18 protein-coding genes and 1 pseudogene are annotated in these 16,943 nt (G+C 33.9%); 11 read left to right on the top strand and 8 right to left on the bottom strand.

Annotation, left to right across the window (positions count from 1 at the left end; all coding sequences use genetic code 11):
* The first annotated feature begins 82 nt into the window (after positions 1 to 82).
* The gene (locus ACFSTA_RS02195; RefSeq protein ID WP_377554924.1) at positions 83 to 829 is read left to right on the top strand and encodes an SDR family NAD(P)-dependent oxidoreductase; all 747 of its coding nucleotides are present in this window, start codon (positions 83 to 85) and stop codon (positions 827 to 829) included.
* Between the two features lie 132 nt (positions 830 to 961).
* On the opposite strand, the gene ACFSTA_RS02190 is transcribed toward ACFSTA_RS02195, so the two are convergent.
* Positions 962 to 1,873, bottom strand: coding sequence for a LysR family transcriptional regulator (locus ACFSTA_RS02190; protein WP_377554923.1), 912 nt, complete (start codon positions 1,871 to 1,873; stop codon positions 962 to 964).
* A 127-nt stretch (positions 1,874 to 2,000) separates the two neighbouring features.
* On the opposite strand from ACFSTA_RS02190, the gene ACFSTA_RS02185 reads away from it, so the two are divergent.
* Together ACFSTA_RS02185 and ACFSTA_RS02180 are read left to right on the top strand one after the other, a co-directional pair.
* A complete protein-coding gene (locus ACFSTA_RS02185; protein ID WP_377554922.1) occupies positions 2,001 to 2,561 on the top strand; it encodes a flavodoxin family protein in 561 nt (186 codons plus the stop codon).
* A 12-nt stretch (positions 2,562 to 2,573) separates the two neighbouring features.
* Positions 2,574 to 3,812 (top strand): MFS transporter, encoded by a 1,239-nt coding sequence (locus ACFSTA_RS02180; RefSeq protein WP_377554921.1) that lies wholly within the window; start codon positions 2,574 to 2,576, stop codon positions 3,810 to 3,812.
* Positions 3,813 to 4,130: 318 nt separating this feature from the next.
* Here ACFSTA_RS02180 and ACFSTA_RS02175 read toward each other — a convergent pair whose 3' ends face one another.
* The 4 genes from ACFSTA_RS02175 to ACFSTA_RS02160 form a co-directional block, all read right to left on the bottom strand.
* Positions 4,131 to 4,274, bottom strand: a complete 144-nt coding sequence (locus tag ACFSTA_RS02175; RefSeq protein ID WP_377554920.1) for a hypothetical protein — start codon at positions 4,272 to 4,274, stop codon at positions 4,131 to 4,133.
* A 324-nt stretch (positions 4,275 to 4,598) separates the two neighbouring features.
* Positions 4,599 to 5,771 (bottom strand): MFS transporter, encoded by a 1,173-nt coding sequence (locus tag ACFSTA_RS02170; RefSeq protein WP_377554919.1) that lies wholly within the window; start codon positions 5,769 to 5,771, stop codon positions 4,599 to 4,601.
* Positions 5,772 to 6,079: 308 nt separating this feature from the next.
* On the bottom strand, positions 6,080 to 6,448 hold the full coding sequence (locus ACFSTA_RS02165) for a hypothetical protein (protein WP_377554918.1): 369 nt from the start codon (positions 6,446 to 6,448) through the stop codon (positions 6,080 to 6,082).
* Between the two features lie 5 nt (positions 6,449 to 6,453).
* A complete protein-coding gene (locus tag ACFSTA_RS02160) occupies positions 6,454 to 6,741 on the bottom strand; it encodes a hypothetical protein (protein WP_377554917.1) in 288 nt (95 codons plus the stop codon).
* A gap of 338 nt (positions 6,742 to 7,079) precedes the next feature.
* Between ACFSTA_RS02160 and rpsN the strand changes: the two are divergent.
* Positions 7,080 to 7,273, top strand: a pseudogene (rpsN, locus tag ACFSTA_RS02155) (30S ribosomal protein S14).
* 292 nt (positions 7,274 to 7,565) lie between these two features.
* Positions 7,566 to 8,168, top strand: coding sequence for a hypothetical protein (locus ACFSTA_RS02150; protein ID WP_377554916.1), 603 nt, complete (start codon positions 7,566 to 7,568; stop codon positions 8,166 to 8,168).
* Between the two features lie 56 nt (positions 8,169 to 8,224).
* On the opposite strand, the gene ACFSTA_RS02145 is transcribed toward ACFSTA_RS02150, so the two are convergent.
* A complete protein-coding gene (locus tag ACFSTA_RS02145) occupies positions 8,225 to 8,926 on the bottom strand; it encodes a DUF2161 domain-containing phosphodiesterase (RefSeq protein WP_377554915.1) in 702 nt (233 codons plus the stop codon).
* Positions 8,927 to 9,325: 399 nt separating this feature from the next.
* Complete coding sequence (locus ACFSTA_RS02140) at positions 9,326 to 10,585, bottom strand: tetratricopeptide repeat protein (protein WP_377554914.1); 1,260 nt, start codon at positions 10,583 to 10,585, stop codon at positions 9,326 to 9,328.
* A gap of 168 nt (positions 10,586 to 10,753) precedes the next feature.
* On the opposite strand from ACFSTA_RS02140, the gene ACFSTA_RS02135 reads away from it, so the two are divergent.
* The 5 genes from ACFSTA_RS02135 to ACFSTA_RS02115 all read left to right on the top strand — a co-directional run bounded on the left by ACFSTA_RS02135 (position 10,754) and on the right by ACFSTA_RS02115 (position 14,554).
* A complete protein-coding gene (locus ACFSTA_RS02135; RefSeq protein ID WP_377554913.1) occupies positions 10,754 to 12,562 on the top strand; it encodes a hypothetical protein in 1,809 nt (602 codons plus the stop codon).
* Positions 12,563 to 12,634: 72 nt separating this feature from the next.
* On the top strand, positions 12,635 to 13,285 hold the full coding sequence (locus tag ACFSTA_RS02130; protein WP_377554912.1) for an ABC transporter ATP-binding protein: 651 nt from the start codon (positions 12,635 to 12,637) through the stop codon (positions 13,283 to 13,285).
* A gap of 4 nt (positions 13,286 to 13,289) precedes the next feature.
* On the top strand, positions 13,290 to 13,562 hold the full coding sequence (locus tag ACFSTA_RS02125; protein ID WP_377554911.1) for a hypothetical protein: 273 nt from the start codon (positions 13,290 to 13,292) through the stop codon (positions 13,560 to 13,562).
* Positions 13,563 to 13,754: 192 nt separating this feature from the next.
* Positions 13,755 to 14,036 carry a hypothetical protein gene (locus ACFSTA_RS02120; RefSeq protein WP_377554910.1) on the top strand — a complete coding sequence of 94 codons (282 nt, stop codon included), beginning with the start codon at positions 13,755 to 13,757 and terminating at the stop codon, positions 14,034 to 14,036.
* A 155-nt stretch (positions 14,037 to 14,191) separates the two neighbouring features.
* The gene (locus ACFSTA_RS02115) at positions 14,192 to 14,554 is read left to right on the top strand and encodes a hypothetical protein (protein ID WP_377554909.1); all 363 of its coding nucleotides are present in this window, start codon (positions 14,192 to 14,194) and stop codon (positions 14,552 to 14,554) included.
* Between the two features lie 191 nt (positions 14,555 to 14,745).
* Here ACFSTA_RS02115 and ACFSTA_RS02110 read toward each other — a convergent pair whose 3' ends face one another.
* On the bottom strand, positions 14,746 to 15,138 hold the full coding sequence (locus ACFSTA_RS02110; protein WP_377554908.1) for a VOC family protein: 393 nt from the start codon (positions 15,136 to 15,138) through the stop codon (positions 14,746 to 14,748).
* Between the two features lie 378 nt (positions 15,139 to 15,516).
* Between ACFSTA_RS02110 and ACFSTA_RS02105 the strand changes: the two genes are divergently transcribed.
* On the top strand, positions 15,517 to 16,929 hold the full coding sequence (locus tag ACFSTA_RS02105; RefSeq protein WP_377554907.1) for a Na+/H+ antiporter NhaC family protein: 1,413 nt from the start codon (positions 15,517 to 15,519) through the stop codon (positions 16,927 to 16,929).
* The last annotated feature ends 14 nt before the right edge of the window (positions 16,930 to 16,943 follow it).

The following is a 16,943-nucleotide window of genomic DNA, read 5'->3' as shown; positions in this document are numbered from 1 at the left end:
GTCATGGAGTGGTTACTTTTATTTAGCTCTGTTAAAGTTTCATATAAACAGTGCTTTATAATGATTAAAAAGGAGTGAGGATATGTCGTGTTTAAATAACCATGTCATTCTTGTCACTGGGGCAAACCGAGGACAGGGGAAGGCTATTGCTCAACACCTTGCCACAATGGGGGCTAAAGTAGGGATTGGTGCTCGAAACTATGATGAGGCTAACGTAGTGGCTAAGATGATTGGAGGAGATCAAGCCATTCCAGTTCAGTTAGACGTCACAAATGAACTAGAGTGGAAATCAGCGGTTGATAAGGTCATAAATAAATTTGGGAAGCTTGAAGTGTTAGTGAATAATGCTGGAGCTCTAAAACGCAAGCCATTTACAGAAACAACCTTAGATGATTATCAACAGTTGATTAATGTCAATCAACTTGGTGTTTTTATGGGCATGCAAGCAGTCATTCCACAAATGGAAAAGCAACAAAAAGGCTCCATTATAAACAATGTGTCGATTTCTGCATTTGCTCCAATTAGCCAATCCTCAGTTTATGCTGCGACAAAAGCATCTGTGGTTGCAATGTCAAAAGCGGCAGCTATTGAATTAGGACCAAAAGGAATTCGAGTAAATATGGTCCATCCAGGTGGAGTAGATACAGAAATGGCTACTCAAGGAAAACATGTTCCTGTTTATTACGATTCAGTACCACTAGGACGTATTGGACAACCAATTGAAATTGCTCGAGCCGTTGCATTCCTTGCCTCTGATGAAAGCTCTTATTGTACGGGTACAGAAATAGTTGTAGACGGTGGAATGACACTAGGTACTTCAGATGAGTAAATAAAATTCTTAGTAGATAATTATAAGAAATGATTAGTTCACTTTAATTAAAAGATGCGATAGTCCAATAAGAATGATCGCAAAAATAGATTGAAAGTGATTAAAAAAGTATGCTACCAGAAAAAAATGGTGTCATACTTTTTTTAACTTATTTGAGTCTTTTAAAGTCTTTCGAGTTAAAGCTACAAAAGACTGTAAAGGGATTGTCATTAGTTTATCTTTATGCCACGCAATTTGCGTAAAAATAGGAGAAATAGAGTTATCCCAATTAAGTTCTATCATTCGACCCTCCTTTATATCTTGATTTACTACCATGGCGGGTAACAGGGCTATTCCAAGTTCAGCAATCACACATTGTTTAATTGCCTCTATACTTACAAACTCAAATTTATTAGTTGGAAAAACATTAGCCTCTCTAAAAGAATCTTCTAAAATTGTACGATACGAGCACCCTTTTTCGGTAAGAAGAAGAGTCTCTTCCTCCAAATCTTTTATAGTTACGTTTGAATTGTCTGCTAAATGGTGGGTATGAGAAGCTACCAATTTCATTTCATCCTGAATAAGTTCTTCTGTTATTAATGAATCTTTCGGTTTAGGTATATCCATTATAAAAGCTAAATCAAGATTACCATTCAGTAATTCTTCTTTTGCTATCTCATCAGAATGAGCAGGTTTAAAAATCAGTTTTACATGTGGAAACTGATTCTTAAATTCTTTTAGAATAGGAGGAAGACGGTAAGTACATTGACTTTCTTGTGCACCAATGACAAGGGTACCTGAAGGCTCCGTTATTCCGCTTGTAACTAATTTTGCTTCTTCTGAAAGGGAAACCATTTTATCCGCATAATTCTTAAACGCCTTACCAGCTTCTGTTAAATATAATTTCTTCCCTAAACGCTCAAATAACTGTGTGTCTAGTTCCATTTCAAGAGATTTAATCTGTGCGGTTACGCTAGATTGAGCATATTTAAGAATTTTAGCTGTTTGTGTAAAATTCAAGTTTTCTGCTGCAGTTTTAAATGTAACTAATTGTTTTATATCCAAACTATTCACCCCCTTAAATCGGAATATTCGATTGTTAAAATCAAAATAATCATCTTTATTAATCGATAAACCCATTATAAGATAGGAGAAACATAACATCAAATCATAACAAAGGAGACGTGTAATAATGACAATTGGAGTTATTTATGGAGGAAGCCGAGAAAACGGGAATACGGAAGTTCTAACAGAACAGATAATTCATGACATACCAGTAGAAAGGATATATTTGTCTGAATTTGAAATTAAACCAATTGAAGATCAACGACATGTTGTAGGAGGATTTCAGAATGTAAACGATGATTATAACTCAATCATTGACCGTATTATTACTCATGACATTTTGATATTTTCAACACCTATCTATTGGTATAGCATGTCTGGAACCATGAAGTTATTTATTGATCGTTGGTCACAAACTTTGAAGGATAAAAGATATGCAAATTTTAAGGATGTAATGTCTTCTAAAATCGCGTATGTAATCGCCGTTGGAGGTGATGAACCATTTTTGAAGGGAATTCCTTTGATTCAACAATTTCAATATATCTTTGAATTTATTGGAATAACCTTTGGGGGATATATACTTGGTTCTGGAAATAAACCTAATGACGTCCTTCGAGATGAGCAAGCATTGGCGATTGCTTGCCAATTGCGAAAAACTTTAAAACTACTACCTACAGATAACATATAAGGGGGAAGGATAATGATTTTTAAAATGTTAAGAATAGGAAACTTCCGCTACTTTTTCCTTTCCGAAATCATTTATGCGTTTGGAGTAGGAATGAGTACGGTTGGTGCGAATTGGTATTTAATGGACCAAATAAATTCTACAACAGCGGTTGGAGTTATGCTTGCTTTAAATGTAATCGCTGGTTTTCTTATTTCACCACTTATCGGAACATTAACGGATCGGTTAAATCGAAAAACAATTATCAATTGGACCTATTTAATTCAAGCAATATTAGTTTTTGGAGTTGCAGGTTTATTTATTTTAGACGAATTTAAAATTGGATATCTTTATTTTTTTTCGATTGTGAATGGAATGGGATGGACGACTTATATGTCGACATCTAGGAGTCTTTTACAAGAAATCCTATCCGAAAAGGATTTCATTAATGGGAACTCCTTAATTGAAATAAGTTTACAGGTTGGTATGTTTACTGCAGGTGGAATTTCAGGCATCTTCTATCAAATTGCAGGGTTTGAAATTATTCTAATAGCAAATTCTATTGCATTTATTCTTAGTAGTTTGTTAATATCTCGAGTTAAACTTAATTCTGTTATTAAAGATAATAAAGATGAGTCCTATCTTGCCAGCTTCAAAGATGGAATTAACTATTTATTAAAGAGACCGAATGTTTTCTTCATTGGTGTTGTTGCAATCATTCCGTTGGTTGCTACAATGATGTATAATGTTGTACTTCCTGAATATGTTTATGACAGTGTAGTTGGTAGTTCTATTGTTTTTGGGGTATCCGATATGTTTTATGGAATCGGGGGGCTTTTATCTGGTTTTCTTGCAGCTCCATTTGCTATGAAATTTTCAAGGAATAGAAGTGTCATAATTTTATTTCTTGTCTCAATCAGTTTTTTGTTTGCTTTGGCACTAAATACCTACATTATATTTCTATTTTTAGGAAGTCTTATTTTTGGTTTATGTAATTCCTCATTACGAATTTTAATGAACACTACAATCATGGAGATGGTTCCTAAGTCATTCATGGGGAGAGCGATGTCAGTTTGGATGGCAATTTCTTTAATGTTGCAAGCAATTTTGTCTCCTGGATTAGGAGCTTTAATCGACCGCTTTTCCCCCGGATTGGGCTTTCGAATATTGAGTGGATTAATGCTAATAGGACTTGTTATACATCTCATGGTAATATACATGAGGTCAAATAGAACAAAAAACGAAAAAAAATACCAGACAAAGAATACTATATAAAAATAATTGTACATTGTGAATTTATTCACTTAAAGTGCGTTGAATAAGTCAATAATATGAAATAGAATTTCTAGTTATATGGAAGTTCTATTTTATATAACCATAATCAACTTTAAATTTTAACAAAGCCCTTTATATAGATGGACGACAATAGTTACAAGTCCTAGTGTCATTACTATGCTAAATTTACCACCTCTATCTCAGGAAATGGTAAACCGCCCACTATACTGTCTTTACGTAGAGAGGGATATTCATTTCACCTAATGTTAAGTGGAATGGATATCCCTGTCTAGTTAAAAAGATTTCATCTTAACTACCTTACTTATTTTTTCTCTCTCTTGCAGCTTTTTTCCTAGCCTTTTTACTTTGTGTAAATTCTGCTCCGAATTCTGTATCACTTGCGTTGTTAGTTACTTCAGCTTGGGTTTGAGCTTGATTTTGATTCTTCTTCCGTTTTGCCATTTTCGTTTCCTCCTTTCATACGCAACAATGCGGCATTTTATTCAGAAACTATTCTTCCACAAATTAACAATTTTATGACAATTATTTTGATTTTTACAATAAAGGGGGGCTTGTTCTGATTATACAGCCTGTTGCAGCAAGTAGATTCTTAGTTACGGTGTACCTTGATTTGGACGGAGATAGTCTATCAATTGTTGACTAATAGAAAAAAGTTGATAAGAGAGAAGGCAGAAACCCTGAATAGAAAGGAAATTGAAGTTAAATTCTAAAAAGAAGTAACTACTATGGATCATAGCAGTTACTTCTTTTAGTTTACAAACGTTCTCAATACTGAGTGGGTGCATGAGAAGAGGAATTGGTGTTTGTTTGAAATTTTGAATATCCAATCAACGTAAGTGTCAGCATTCCTATTGTAAAAGCGATAAAGTATGGAGAAATGTAGTCGCGAATGACGCCTGTAATAAATGAGCTAGTGATCATACCAAGGGAGTAAATAGCAGACATGACTCCGAATGCCCGCCCATATCCGCTACTGGCTACAGAATCTGTAAGTGCAGTAGCCATTGCAGGCATGATAATACCAAAAAAGAACCCAACGAAGAATAATGAAACTGGTAATGACATTAATCCTTTTAAAATAATGAATATTACCATATTCATTCCGGTCAAGCCAAACATTAATCGCTTTATTGGATTAAAACGATTGATGAAAAGTAAGGATAACGATAAGAACGTTCCAATTCCCATAAAGCTAAATAATTGTCCGGTAGTAGTAGTTGAAAGTCCTCTCTCAACGGTTAGATATGGAACCTCATATATAATAACTCCATGTATATACATCAAAGCAAAGCCAGTTAAAAATACAATCTGTAACTGTGGCATTTGTAATATATGAAGGAAACTTAATTTGTTTGATTGATTAGCTTTTACAACCATATGTTGTCTTTCTTTTATAAAGGAAGTGGCGTAGATTGCTGTTAAAATTAATGATATTCCAATGACAAGATAAGTATTTGCATAGCCAATCGTTGCCCCTAATTTACCTCCAATCAGTGGTGCAATAATACTTGCTATGGTCCCCAAAATACCATTAATCGCCATATTCTTTCCTTGCTGGTGGCTATTCTTCGCATATTCCGACAGTAAAGCTAAACCAGATGGAATTAAAAATGCTAGCGAAAATCCATTTAATGCACGAAGAACGATTAAATTCATGGAACTGGATACTAATGCATGGAAAATGAATAGTATTCCGGATAAAAATAATGAAATGATGATAAACACTTTTTTACCAAATCGGTCGGATAATGGTCCAGCGACCAAATTCCCCGTTAAATTGGTAAAGGATGCAATGCTAAGCATGATTCCAATCAAAACACTAGATGCCCCCATCGTCGCTGCATATGGAGTGAAGATCGGTGACTGTATACTCATCACTAAACTTATAAAAAACATTACCATAAAAATGTGTAACTTATTCACAGCTGTTTGTCTCAATTTTTTCACCTCAAGAATATGTATGACGGACGAGGGGGAAATAGACGAGCTTTTCGATCGGATTTTATACTACGTAGAATTTTAACCGTGAGAGCTAAATGCTAGCGAAAAAATCTATCTAGTGATGGGAATGGATGGCAAGTTTGTAGAAGGTTGGATCGCTATTTGAAATGCAATACTAGATTCACTTTCAACAATAGCTTCCTAGTTACATACATAAATATGGCTTTGGGATCTTATCAACATTCAAACTCTCCCTAAAACAAAAAAAGGATGATAATACATTACCATCCTCATTTCATCATTTATTACTCAATAGTACTTTGTTGATAATCTTGTATCAAAAGTATTGGAAATTCTACTTCCTCATCTGCCTTCCATATAACAGATTCGATATGAATTTTATTGTTTATTTGAGGCAAATCAATCAATATTTCTTCAGCAATTTCGAACAAAGTTCTTGTTCTTTCATCATCTAGATGCGAACCATTCTTAAAAATTCCATCTATCTCTTGCCCTAATTCTTCGGAATCAGGATGTATACTAACGATATACTCTGTTCTTCCTGTATCCTCATTTTCCCAGGTATCTGTTGTATAATGCATGTTATCTATCGCATAATTCTCACTTATGTAATTCTCTACGTCAAAGTCATTCGTACTACCATCAGACTCCATTGTAGTTAGGTTTTTATCGTTTTTATTTCCAGAAGTAAAATCGGATCTTTTTTTGAGCTATCCTCAGACTCATTTGTAGTTGTATTTTGATTATTTTCTTCTGATTCATGGTCCGTTTGTGTTTCTGTATCAATTTCATGACTAGTGTTGTCTGAACTTGATGGGTTTTCATGCTTTTTATCTACGGTAGTCAAAGTATCAGATGATTCAACACGCTCATCTGTGGACTTAGAGCAAGCCCCAAGAATTATCAATAATACCGCTAATAAAACAATAAAAAAAATTCTCTTCATTATCTACACTTCTCTCCTCTCTTTATATCATTCATAATTGGACAATCATTCGATAGTTCCATATTTTATACTTCAATACTAACACAAAGTACACCAGAGGGACTCTAACATATAATTCCGAGAACAAGCGCGCGAAAAAATGAGACGAGGGACCTGTCCCTCCGTTCCATTTAATAGTAGCACAGACATTTTCTTATATGGATAATCAATTAGGAATTGATCTAAATAAATATTGTAGACTGGATACAATGGTCACTGTAGTGGATGCAATCCATTCGATTGGACGATCCAAACGGTCTAAATAAGTATTAAAAATAATAATAAGGAGGATCATCAAAATGGCAAAAAAATCGAAGGTAGCAAAAGCATTGAAACAACTACCTCGCGACTCTTCCCCAACAAGGCTAAAAAATCGTTGTGCAGTTACTGGACGCCCGAGAGGTATATACGGAAGTTTGGCATGTCACGAATTGCTTTACGAGAGTATGCGCATAAAGGGCAGGTTCCTGGTGTGAAGAAATCCAGTTGGTAGGGGGGAATTACCTCCCTGCGAAAGTTGCACTCTGAAATTCATCTCCTATATCAAGAACAGAAAATGAAATATCCTAATACGTCAATTTCGCTTTAGTATTTGAATCAGAAATCGTATAACTCCTGTGTCAAGAGCACCCATAATGTGTAAGTAGCATGGGACTTTGCTAGTAAAATAATGCTTAGCTGCAGGGGAAAAAGTAGATGATCATGGACCTATTGGTTTAAGTAAAGTTATAATTGCCTTAACTATATAAATAATTCGAAAAGAAACAGATGGAGGGGTGTGCTACTTGAAAATAGTTGTAGGTATCGTATTTTTCTTGATAATTGCTTATCATCTCGTTAACTTTATTCAATTACTAATAAAAATGAAGGAAAAAATCATATTCCCTGCTAATGATACGCAAGCAGATGCAATAAGAAAACATCCGGATAAGATTTTAGATCCCCCAACATATAAGAGGCAGAGAGTAGGAATTATAGTATATGCGTTTATGTTACTGTTTTTGATAGGAGTATTCTTTGTTGGTGCATATGTTCAGGATTTTGATAATTGGGCTATCTTTCTATTTATGTTGCTGCCTTTCTCGACTTCTCATGATCTATTAAATATGTTTGCTGTTGTAGATGATGGTCTGTTAGTTGGAAGTCGTTTTATCCCTTGGAATAAGATTAAATCCATTCAATTTAAACGGATCAATGTCAATCACAAATTTTACGGATTTTCTAAAGAGGTTAATGACAGTGGGTATGAAATGCTTATTAAAGCGGGATTTTTTCCTATTAGTTGTATTGTTATTTCTAATGAAATGAAGGGAAAAATAACAAAAATCCTTTGTGAGCGTGTTGACATACAAGGTGAGGAATTACCGTTAAGAGGGACTGAAAAATAATTATAGGACGACAATAGTTCCAATAAGTGGGACGAGGGGTCTGACCCCATGTCCCACTACTGCCGATAATATGCTACAAGATCAGGGTATTCTTTTATCTCTTGTTTTCCCTTTTCACTAAGAATGTAGACGCCTCTTTTTATGCGAATAAACCACCCGTAATAGTTTTTACTTAATATAGATTGTGTTTTCTTTCCTGTGCCCATTTGCACTAATGCTTTCGGTGACAGTTCACCGTGTTTTTCTAAGTAACAAGCAATTTGGACACAGTTTTCTCGATAAGCGGTCATAATCTGTTTTCTGCTAGATCCACCAATATTATAGTCTGCACTTCGCCCATTCATTTCTTTAATGATTGCTTGTCTGAGATATTTAGCTTTACCCATGCTAATTGGACGATGAAAAGGAGTGGGTTCTATGACCACTTCCACTCTTTTTCGCTTTTCCGAAAATGAAACTAGGATCAGACCTAACTCTAATTTCCGTAATAAGTGACAGGTATCTCTCCACTTTTTTGATCGGGGATTGTGCTTTTTCGGTTTTGGAACAGCAATATATACATGCTCGGACAACCGTTGCCTCTTTGTTGCTTGAATGAGTAGGTCCACACTTAAGTTCAATTTTAATTCAACAATAATTAAGAGATCTTCTTTCATGATTGCGATATCACAGTCTTTTACCTCACCATACACTTCATAGCCTTTACGTTTGAAATACTTTTGAATAGGTTGGTATAAATCTACCTCTTTCAATTTCACTTTTTCCCCCAATGTAAGCACCGTCCAGTTAAAGAATACTAGAATTCATTCTATCATATTGGAATGATTCTTGTACCAAGAAGAATAAGTGGGGATCAACTGCCCGTAACTGTCCGATTCGTTCATCTAACAGTCAGAGGGTGGAAAAAAACACTGATTGAAGATTTACTTTATTTACCAACACGATAATTGTTAATCCTGCTGATATGGAAATAATAACTGAAATTGGTTTACAGTACCTCTGATTTTGGTATTTCCGATTCAAGATTCTCAACTGGTGGTTCTACAGGAGTCTGTGGTCCGCCAACATCTGGTATGTCAGATAAAGGGGTAACGATACTTAATAATTCACCAGTAATGCATACTTAAATATAGAATCCAAAAATCTTTTCATTTGTTTTATAACTTCTTTTCGCTAATTATTTTTAACTTATAAATTTCTGATGAGCGTTTATACTTTCGATGGTTAAATAAAATATTACCATATTCCTCTGCATACAAATTAATGTATTTCCAAAGCTGGTGTTTAAGAAAGTAACCCACAGCTTCTTCAAAATAATGTTGGCATTGATCAAAATCACCAATTTCTAACATGTACTTCCCCTTGACAATGATAAATTGATAGTAATTGATAGTTGTTAGTTTTGAAATTATTTGATCAATATCCTCTATATATGCTGAGGCTTTATCTAATTCGCTATTATTTAACAGAACCTCAATTAATAGTGTGTAACTAAGAACTATATCGTTACCATTTAATTTCTTTTTGATCTCGATACTTTTCGTTAACAATTGAATTGCTTTTTCAGAATTATTTTCTCTCTTATGGATAATAGCTAAATTATGAAGGGTCCTAGATTCTAATAACGATAAAGAATTGTTTTGTGAAATAACTAGACTAAGCTTAAAGTACTTTTCTGCTCTCTTTAGTTCTTCCATTTTTAGATATATAGAGCCGATTAAATTATAAGCTTCACCTAACTTTCCCCATTTCTTATCAAGAAAGTATTGCTCTGCAGCTTTTTTAGTGGATTCGATACTATCTGTTAATAGGTTCAACTTATAAAGTACTAGTCCTATATTATAATCAATCATTCCCTCAATTGAAGGATTATTATAATAGTCAAATAGCCTCCTGTAATAAACTAGGCTATCACTATAATTCTCTTCAAAATAACAAATACCACCTAAGAAATAATATTGTACTCTTTCTATTTCATCTGGGATTTTCAATTTTTTAATTAACGGAAGAAATTCATTTTTATAGCTATGTAATGCATCATTAACTAAATTGCATTTTAATTGATAACAAGCTAAAAGTATATAATACTTTGTCTCTTGAAAGATCGAATTAATATAAGGATAGTTGTCCTTTAGTTGTTGATAGATGGTTGAAGATTTACTATCGTTGGTCATTATGCTTGTTTCAAACTGAAGTAATATATGTTCCAAATTTTCATCAATAGTATTGTGTTCAACTAAATATGTATCAGGAACCTGAAATTTCATAGCTAGTAATTCTAGTATATCAAGAGATGCTTCGTATTTACCAGATTCTATGTTACTTAAATGAGACGTAGACACTATGCCTTTTGCTAAAATTTCTAGTTTAATATTGTTTTTTTTACGTAATTTACTAATCCTATTGTTTATTTGCAAATATAATCCCCTCATATTAAAAATATAGTGGTAATAGATAACTTTTTTTGTTTTATTATACACTAAAGACAGTTTTTTCAAAAAAATATATTATTAAACTAAGTAATATCTCGATTTGGTAGTCCTGTTGTATATGTACATCTATCGAGCAAAGGGGATCCTAATTTTATGAAAAAAATAGTTATCTTTATGATAGCAATTAGTTACATGTTTTCTATCTATTTTTCCTTTGAACAAATAAAGAATAGACAAGTTGTCGATTATGCAACGATTGACAATGAAATAGGTCATCCCTTTGTTATTCCAAATAGTGTATATGATGAAACAGAAGATTTATATTCGGTCCTACATAGTTTACTAAACGAGGAACTGATCATTTTACACGATATTAGCAGAATGGAGACAAGTAGAAATATTATTTTCTCTATTACCTTCTTAATATTTATTTATTATATATTTAGTCAAACCAAGCAAATAGGTATTATGAAATTACACGGTGTGACTAACTTTCATATTTGGTGGGGAATTATTGGAAGATTGATTACTATTTCTGTTTTACTTGCATTGTTGGTTGGCATTTTTATGGCACTTATCTTTAAAATACCTATTATTTATTGGTTGCATTTTACTATTCCAATAGGAACTTCCTTTTTCATTCTACTTATATCTACTTTGGTATGTTATTTTGTTATTTCTAATATTAATGTTTCTAATATGCTGAAAAAGACTGCAGGACGGATTATAACAATAAACGCTATAGTAAAAGTCATTATTGGGGTTATTATTATTTTACTTAGTATGGAATCATTTCAATATAATCTCAACTATAAAAAGGATGTAGAAAGATTCCAAACTGTAAGTGAACAACAAAATGAGTGGCGAGATGCTTCAAATGAGTTTGGAGTACTCCAGGCGTACATCGGCTATTCTTCAGCGCATAATTTTGAAGAGTTAGAGAATGAATTGGCACAAGGTGATCAGTCGTTATACGAACTTTACCCATACTTAAACGATATAGGTTCCATCGTAATTGACGCATCACAATACGAAGAAGAAAATCTCTTTCTAAATCAAAATTTTAGCGGTATATTCTCTATGATTGTCAATGTGAATTATTTGGATAGGTATTCAATTTTAGACGAGAATGGAGAGCAAATAAACATACGGGAAGATGAAGGAAATTGGATTATTTTAATCCCGGAACAATACAAGCACGAGGAAGAAGAGATAATTAATTATTTCGAAGGAACTAGAGACTTTTACATTCCAGAAGAATATGAACCTGAAATAAAATTAATTTGGATAAAAGAGGGGCAGCGCTCTTTTACAATGAATCCCAACGTATATCCTCAAGAGAATAATTATGTGTTAGATCCGGTAGTACAAGTAAAAACGACTTCTAACCACTTATTCCTATATCGAGGTGGAATTAGAGGAAATGGGCTAAGTGACCCAATGAAAATAAATCTTCCTAATGGGAATTCTTCAGACGCTTATAACGAATTATTGCCTGTACTTGAAAAACATAATTTAGCAGATAGTACAAAAATTTCTAGCATCAATGACTTCATTACAGAAAGAATTCAAACACAGCATGAGAATATAAGAATAAATCTTTATGTAATATTTGGGCTTATATTATTGTATATCATGGTTAGCTTACAAAATGTTATTATCCAATTCCATAGTCAGTCAAGAAGGTTTGTTATTCAGCAATTGTTTGGAATCAGTTTTTTTAGAACTTATCAATCAGTCTTTCTTAAGATGATTCTGATCTATGTTGCTATTATACTACTAACATTGATTGCTAATGATCAACGTATCTTCACTAGTTCCAATTTAATACCTAGCGCATTTAGCACATCATTTCTATTCGTTGCAATTATTATACTCATTATCGATATCGTTACATTAACCCTTTCTCTAATTATTATTGAGAAAAGGAGCAAGGTAAATGTTATCAAATCTGTAATATAGAAATTTGAGGATAAATAATAGTTGACTCTTAATTTTATATAGAGTTCTTCAATACCAGTGGAGGGGATTATATTGCAAACTATTTGTGAATTAAAGAATGTTAGTAAAGGATACGGTAATAAACAAGTACTTGAAAACTTATCCTTAAGTATAACTAAAGGTGAATTATTAGCTATCACAGGGAGGAGCGGATCTGGTAAGTCAACATTAATGAATATGATCGGCCTACTTGAACAACAAGATGATGGAACTATTACACTATTTGGTGAAGAGAATGTTTATTCTAACCGTAAACTTGTAAAAAGTTTTCTGCGAAATAAGATCGCCTATCTATTTCAAAATTTCGCTTTAATCGATAATACAACCATTGACAAAAACTTAGATATTCCATTAATACATACAGGTTATTCCAAAAATAAAAGAAGAGATTTAAAAATAGAGGCACTTTCTACTGTAGGGTTAACGAATGACCTTAGCCAGAAAGTATATGAACTATCTGGGGGAGAACAACAACGGTTAGCGATAGCGAGAATTTTGTTGAAGCCTAGTGAATTAATTCTTGCTGATGAACCCACAGGATCTTTAGATGAAAAAAATCAAGATGATATTTTGAAATTACTAATTGAATTAAATCTAAAAGGAAAAACTGTAGTAATTGTAACGCATGATAAAGAAGTAACTAATGCTTGCAAAAGAGTCGTTCAAATAGATGAAGAGGGGTAATTTTATGAGTAGAAATATAGTTGTGTTGGGATCGTTATGCTTCGCGTTGATTTCTTATCTCTCGCTGATACTAATATCTTTAGGTGTATTAGAACATATCGAATATATTTGGGGAATTCCTATTAACAATATATATATATTTACACCAATACTTTTCGGATTAATTGGTGTTGCGATTTCACTTTTAGGTTTTAAATACCGAATGATAAATTTGATATTAATAAATACTAGTGTTCTGATTGTAGCTGTTGTCTCATTGATAATTGCAATCGTTTAAAATCATCCTTAATTGAAGAACACTGTTAATGGAGATGCAAAAAAAAATAATATGTAAACGGTGGGAATTGTGATGTTAACAGGACTTAAGAAGAAACATAAACTACTAATAACCTTCGTAATCTGTATACTTATATTAGTGATACCCTTCTTATTAATACAAAATAAATTGAATGAACTTGAGGAAAAAGTAATGATTTATTTACAAGAAGATAAAGGTTATTCTTCAAGTGATATAAGATTAATAGAAAGGGACTTTGACCGTTTACCTAGATACTCTATCTGGATTACTTTTGAAGATGAATCCTTTGTAAGGTACCAATATATTGAAAAACGGAATAATATTGAACAACAAACCTATGAAATCAATGAAGAATCAGTAGATGGATCCGGAAAGCTAATGAAGGAAACTGATATAAATCCAAACAATCTACTACATTTTGATAGTCCGAAAGCTGTTGAAAGACGCTATTGAAGAGATTTAATGGATGTGAGGTCGAATCATCGTACTTTTCGTGAAGTGATCTGTTAAGGAAAATTGTGGCTGAGCAGGTTAAAAAAGCAATCTGGAAGAAACATAACAAAGCCGCAAATGGTACAGTATAGGTAAAAATGCTGGAGGTAATCAAAATGGAAAAGACAAGGACGGATTTCAAAGGTGGAAATAATATTGCCTTAAAGATCCCAAAATATAAGTATACCGAAACGGTTCATTTTTATAAGGAGGTGCTCAAGCTGCCATATTTAGGTTTCATGTCTGAGTCCCATGCTTTTCAGTTTGGGGATGTAACGCTGTGGTTGGATTGTATGGATAATTACTCCCAACAAGATGTATGGTTAGAGATTCAAACGGATAATGTAAAAACAGCAGCAGAGTATTTACATGCGAATCACATTAATAGAAGAGATGAAGTGGAAGTACACGAGAACTCAGAAGGTTACTGGATTTCGGATCCATCTGGGACGATCTTAAGAGTCAATTCAAATAAATAAATGTAAAGATGTATTTTGAGCGTAAGTCTAGTAATTCAAATGTTAGCATGAGCAATCACTAACTCCTTGAAATCTTATATTTTTTATGGAGTCTCCCCCAGGTGTTTGAAAAATCATCATGTATACCCGCTTGTCTAAACTACCAAGGGAGACTCTATACGTACATGTCATCTTTACCTAAAGCCCTTGTCTCAGGAATACTCCTCAAATAGATCAAGTTTGTTTCCGTAAAGATCTTCAAAACAAACACCTTTTCCTCCTGGTACTTCTTGGGGCTCACCAAAAAAATTCACACCTTTAGCTTTCAAGCTTTCATATGTTTGATTAATATCATCCACCTTAAACATAAGGAAAACTTGCTTAGCAGCTTGTCTGCCAATCAGTTGTTTTTCCTCATCAGTTACCGCTTCAACTAGTTCTATAACGACCTCGCTATTAGTATGTGGTGCAACAGTTAAATAACTCCAATCTTCATTGAATTCTTCTTCATCTCGAATAATAAAACCTAATTTTTGAGTATAAAATGATTTTGCTTCTTCTTTGTCTTTTACAAATAGAACAATTTGACAAGTACTATCAATCATAGAAAGCACCCTTTCTCATTTAAAGATACTTCAATGATATCACTGATGATTAGAGATATTTCTTATATATTGCTGACTTCATCCATCGAAAAGAAGATGAAAACAGTCTCTGTATGTCTATGCAAACGGTCGATGGTAGGTAGGGTAGTATAAACTCTTCTATTCTGTATAACTGCACCGAAAGCATGTACCTTAAAGGCTTGGCAATTGCCACGTTTTCTATGACTCTCCTTAGGCATTTTGAAAGGTTGACATACAGATTAAATATAGTTGTTATGTCACCCCACCCTTGAAATTATTTTCTCGTAAAAATTGTACTACAATCTTGTAGTACAACATACATTTATGTAAACGCTTTCTTTAAAGGGGATGGTGAAAATGGATGGTGTAACAACGTTAGGGCTAATATCGGTGTTGCCTCCACTGATAGCAATTGTATTAGCTTTTTGGACAAGGGATACAATTTTGTCCTTAGGTATCGCCTGTGTGGTGGGGGTGCTATTAGCTGGTGGTGGATTACTTGGGTTTCCTAATCTAATGAAGGAAGCTTTAGGTAATGAGAGTTTTTCCTGGATCTTTCTTTTGGAAATTTTTATTGGAATCTTAATTGCATTTTTTCAACGAACAGGTGCCATTCAAAGCTTTGCCGATGCTATTGGTAAAAGGCAGGCATCGAGGAAAAAGATAGGGGCTACGACATGGTTCATGGGGTTGTTTGTATTTTTTAGCGATTATTTTAGCCCAGTATTTGTTGGTTCAACAATGAGAAAAGTGACAGACAAGGTAAAAATGTCACGCGAAAAATTGGCTTATATATGTGATTCTACTTCAGCACCAGTTAGTGTGATTGTACCGATAACAGGGTGGGCAGTGTTTATCTCTGGGTTATTAATCGGACTGGGTCCAATCCAAACGGAATCGGATGCAATTGCAATATTTACAAAATCAATTCCATTTAACTTCTATGCTGTGTTATCTGTAATACTAGTAGGTCTCATTGCAACTGGTATTGTAAAAGATTTTGGGCCGATGAAAAAAGCAGAAGAACGAGCTCAAAAGGAAGGAAAATTAATTCGTGATGGCTCAACGCCATTAGTATCAAAGGAATTAACTAGTATTGAACCATATTTTAAAGACCGTTTACTTAGTATCGTGTGGAACTTCATTTTACCAGTTTTACTAATCATTACCATTGCAGTTGGGACATATATTGGTCTTGGATCAGCTAAAACAATGGAAGCATTCCTAGCTGCCGTTATTTTCTTAGGAATCGTCATGCGCATGCAAGGCATTCCAGTAAAAGACATTATGAATACCGCTATGAATGGGATTAAAGGAATCATGCCAGCGATTATGATTTTAGTTTTCGCTTACACCATTAATGCGTTGAGTGAGCAGATGGGAACTGCTAATTACCTCATTCAGGTAACGGAATCGTGGTTAAATCCAGGATTACTTCCTGCGATCACATTTTTATTAGCAGGATTAATTGCCTTTTCAACGGGTACATCTTGGGGAACATTTGGAATTATGATACCGATTGCAGTTCCAATTGCCATTGGATTTGCCGGTGGAGACATCAATACAGTCGTTCTAGCAACCATAGCTGCAGTAGCCGGTGGTGGAGTTTTTGGAGACCATTGTTCTCCGTTATCAGACACAACCATTTTAGCTTCTACTGGAGCAGCAGTTGACCATATTGATCATGTTCGTACACAAATCCCATATGCTATCCTAGTGGGTTGTATTGGGCTATCAATCTACTTGGTGCTGGGGTTATTAGGATCATAGACGGAGGAGGATTT

Source organism: Ornithinibacillus salinisoli (assembly GCF_042684965.1).
Lineage (GTDB): Bacteria > Bacillota > Bacilli > Bacillales > Amphibacillaceae > Ornithinibacillus > Ornithinibacillus salinisoli.
Note: the sequence above shows the minus strand (reverse complement) of the source record. Positions and strands in the feature narration are given on the sequence as shown.

Coding starts and splice junctions, on each gene's coding strand:
- ACFSTA_RS02160 (WP_377554917.1), bottom strand. CDS start 6,741: ATGAAGAGAATTTTTTTTATTGTTTTATTAGCGGTATTATTGATAATT.
- ACFSTA_RS02165 (WP_377554918.1), bottom strand. CDS start 6,448: ATGGAGTCTGATGGTAGTACGAATGACTTTGACGTAGAGAATTACATA.
- ACFSTA_RS02180 (WP_377554921.1), top strand. CDS start 2,574: ATGATTTTTAAAATGTTAAGAATAGGAAACTTCCGCTACTTTTTCCTT.
- ACFSTA_RS02105 (WP_377554907.1), top strand. CDS start 15,517: ATGGATGGTGTAACAACGTTAGGGCTAATATCGGTGTTGCCTCCACTG.
- ACFSTA_RS02135 (WP_377554913.1), top strand. CDS start 10,754: ATGAAAAAAATAGTTATCTTTATGATAGCAATTAGTTACATGTTTTCT.
- ACFSTA_RS02110 (WP_377554908.1), bottom strand. CDS start 15,138: ATGATTGATAGTACTTGTCAAATTGTTCTATTTGTAAAAGACAAAGAA.
- ACFSTA_RS02195 (WP_377554924.1), top strand. CDS start 83: ATGTCGTGTTTAAATAACCATGTCATTCTTGTCACTGGGGCAAACCGA.
- ACFSTA_RS02185 (WP_377554922.1), top strand. CDS start 2,001: ATGACAATTGGAGTTATTTATGGAGGAAGCCGAGAAAACGGGAATACG.
- ACFSTA_RS02115 (WP_377554909.1), top strand. CDS start 14,192: ATGGAAAAGACAAGGACGGATTTCAAAGGTGGAAATAATATTGCCTTA.
- ACFSTA_RS02175 (WP_377554920.1), bottom strand. CDS start 4,274: ATGGCAAAACGGAAGAAGAATCAAAATCAAGCTCAAACCCAAGCTGAA.
- ACFSTA_RS02125 (WP_377554911.1), top strand. CDS start 13,290: ATGAGTAGAAATATAGTTGTGTTGGGATCGTTATGCTTCGCGTTGATT.
- ACFSTA_RS02120 (WP_377554910.1), top strand. CDS start 13,755: ATGATTTATTTACAAGAAGATAAAGGTTATTCTTCAAGTGATATAAGA.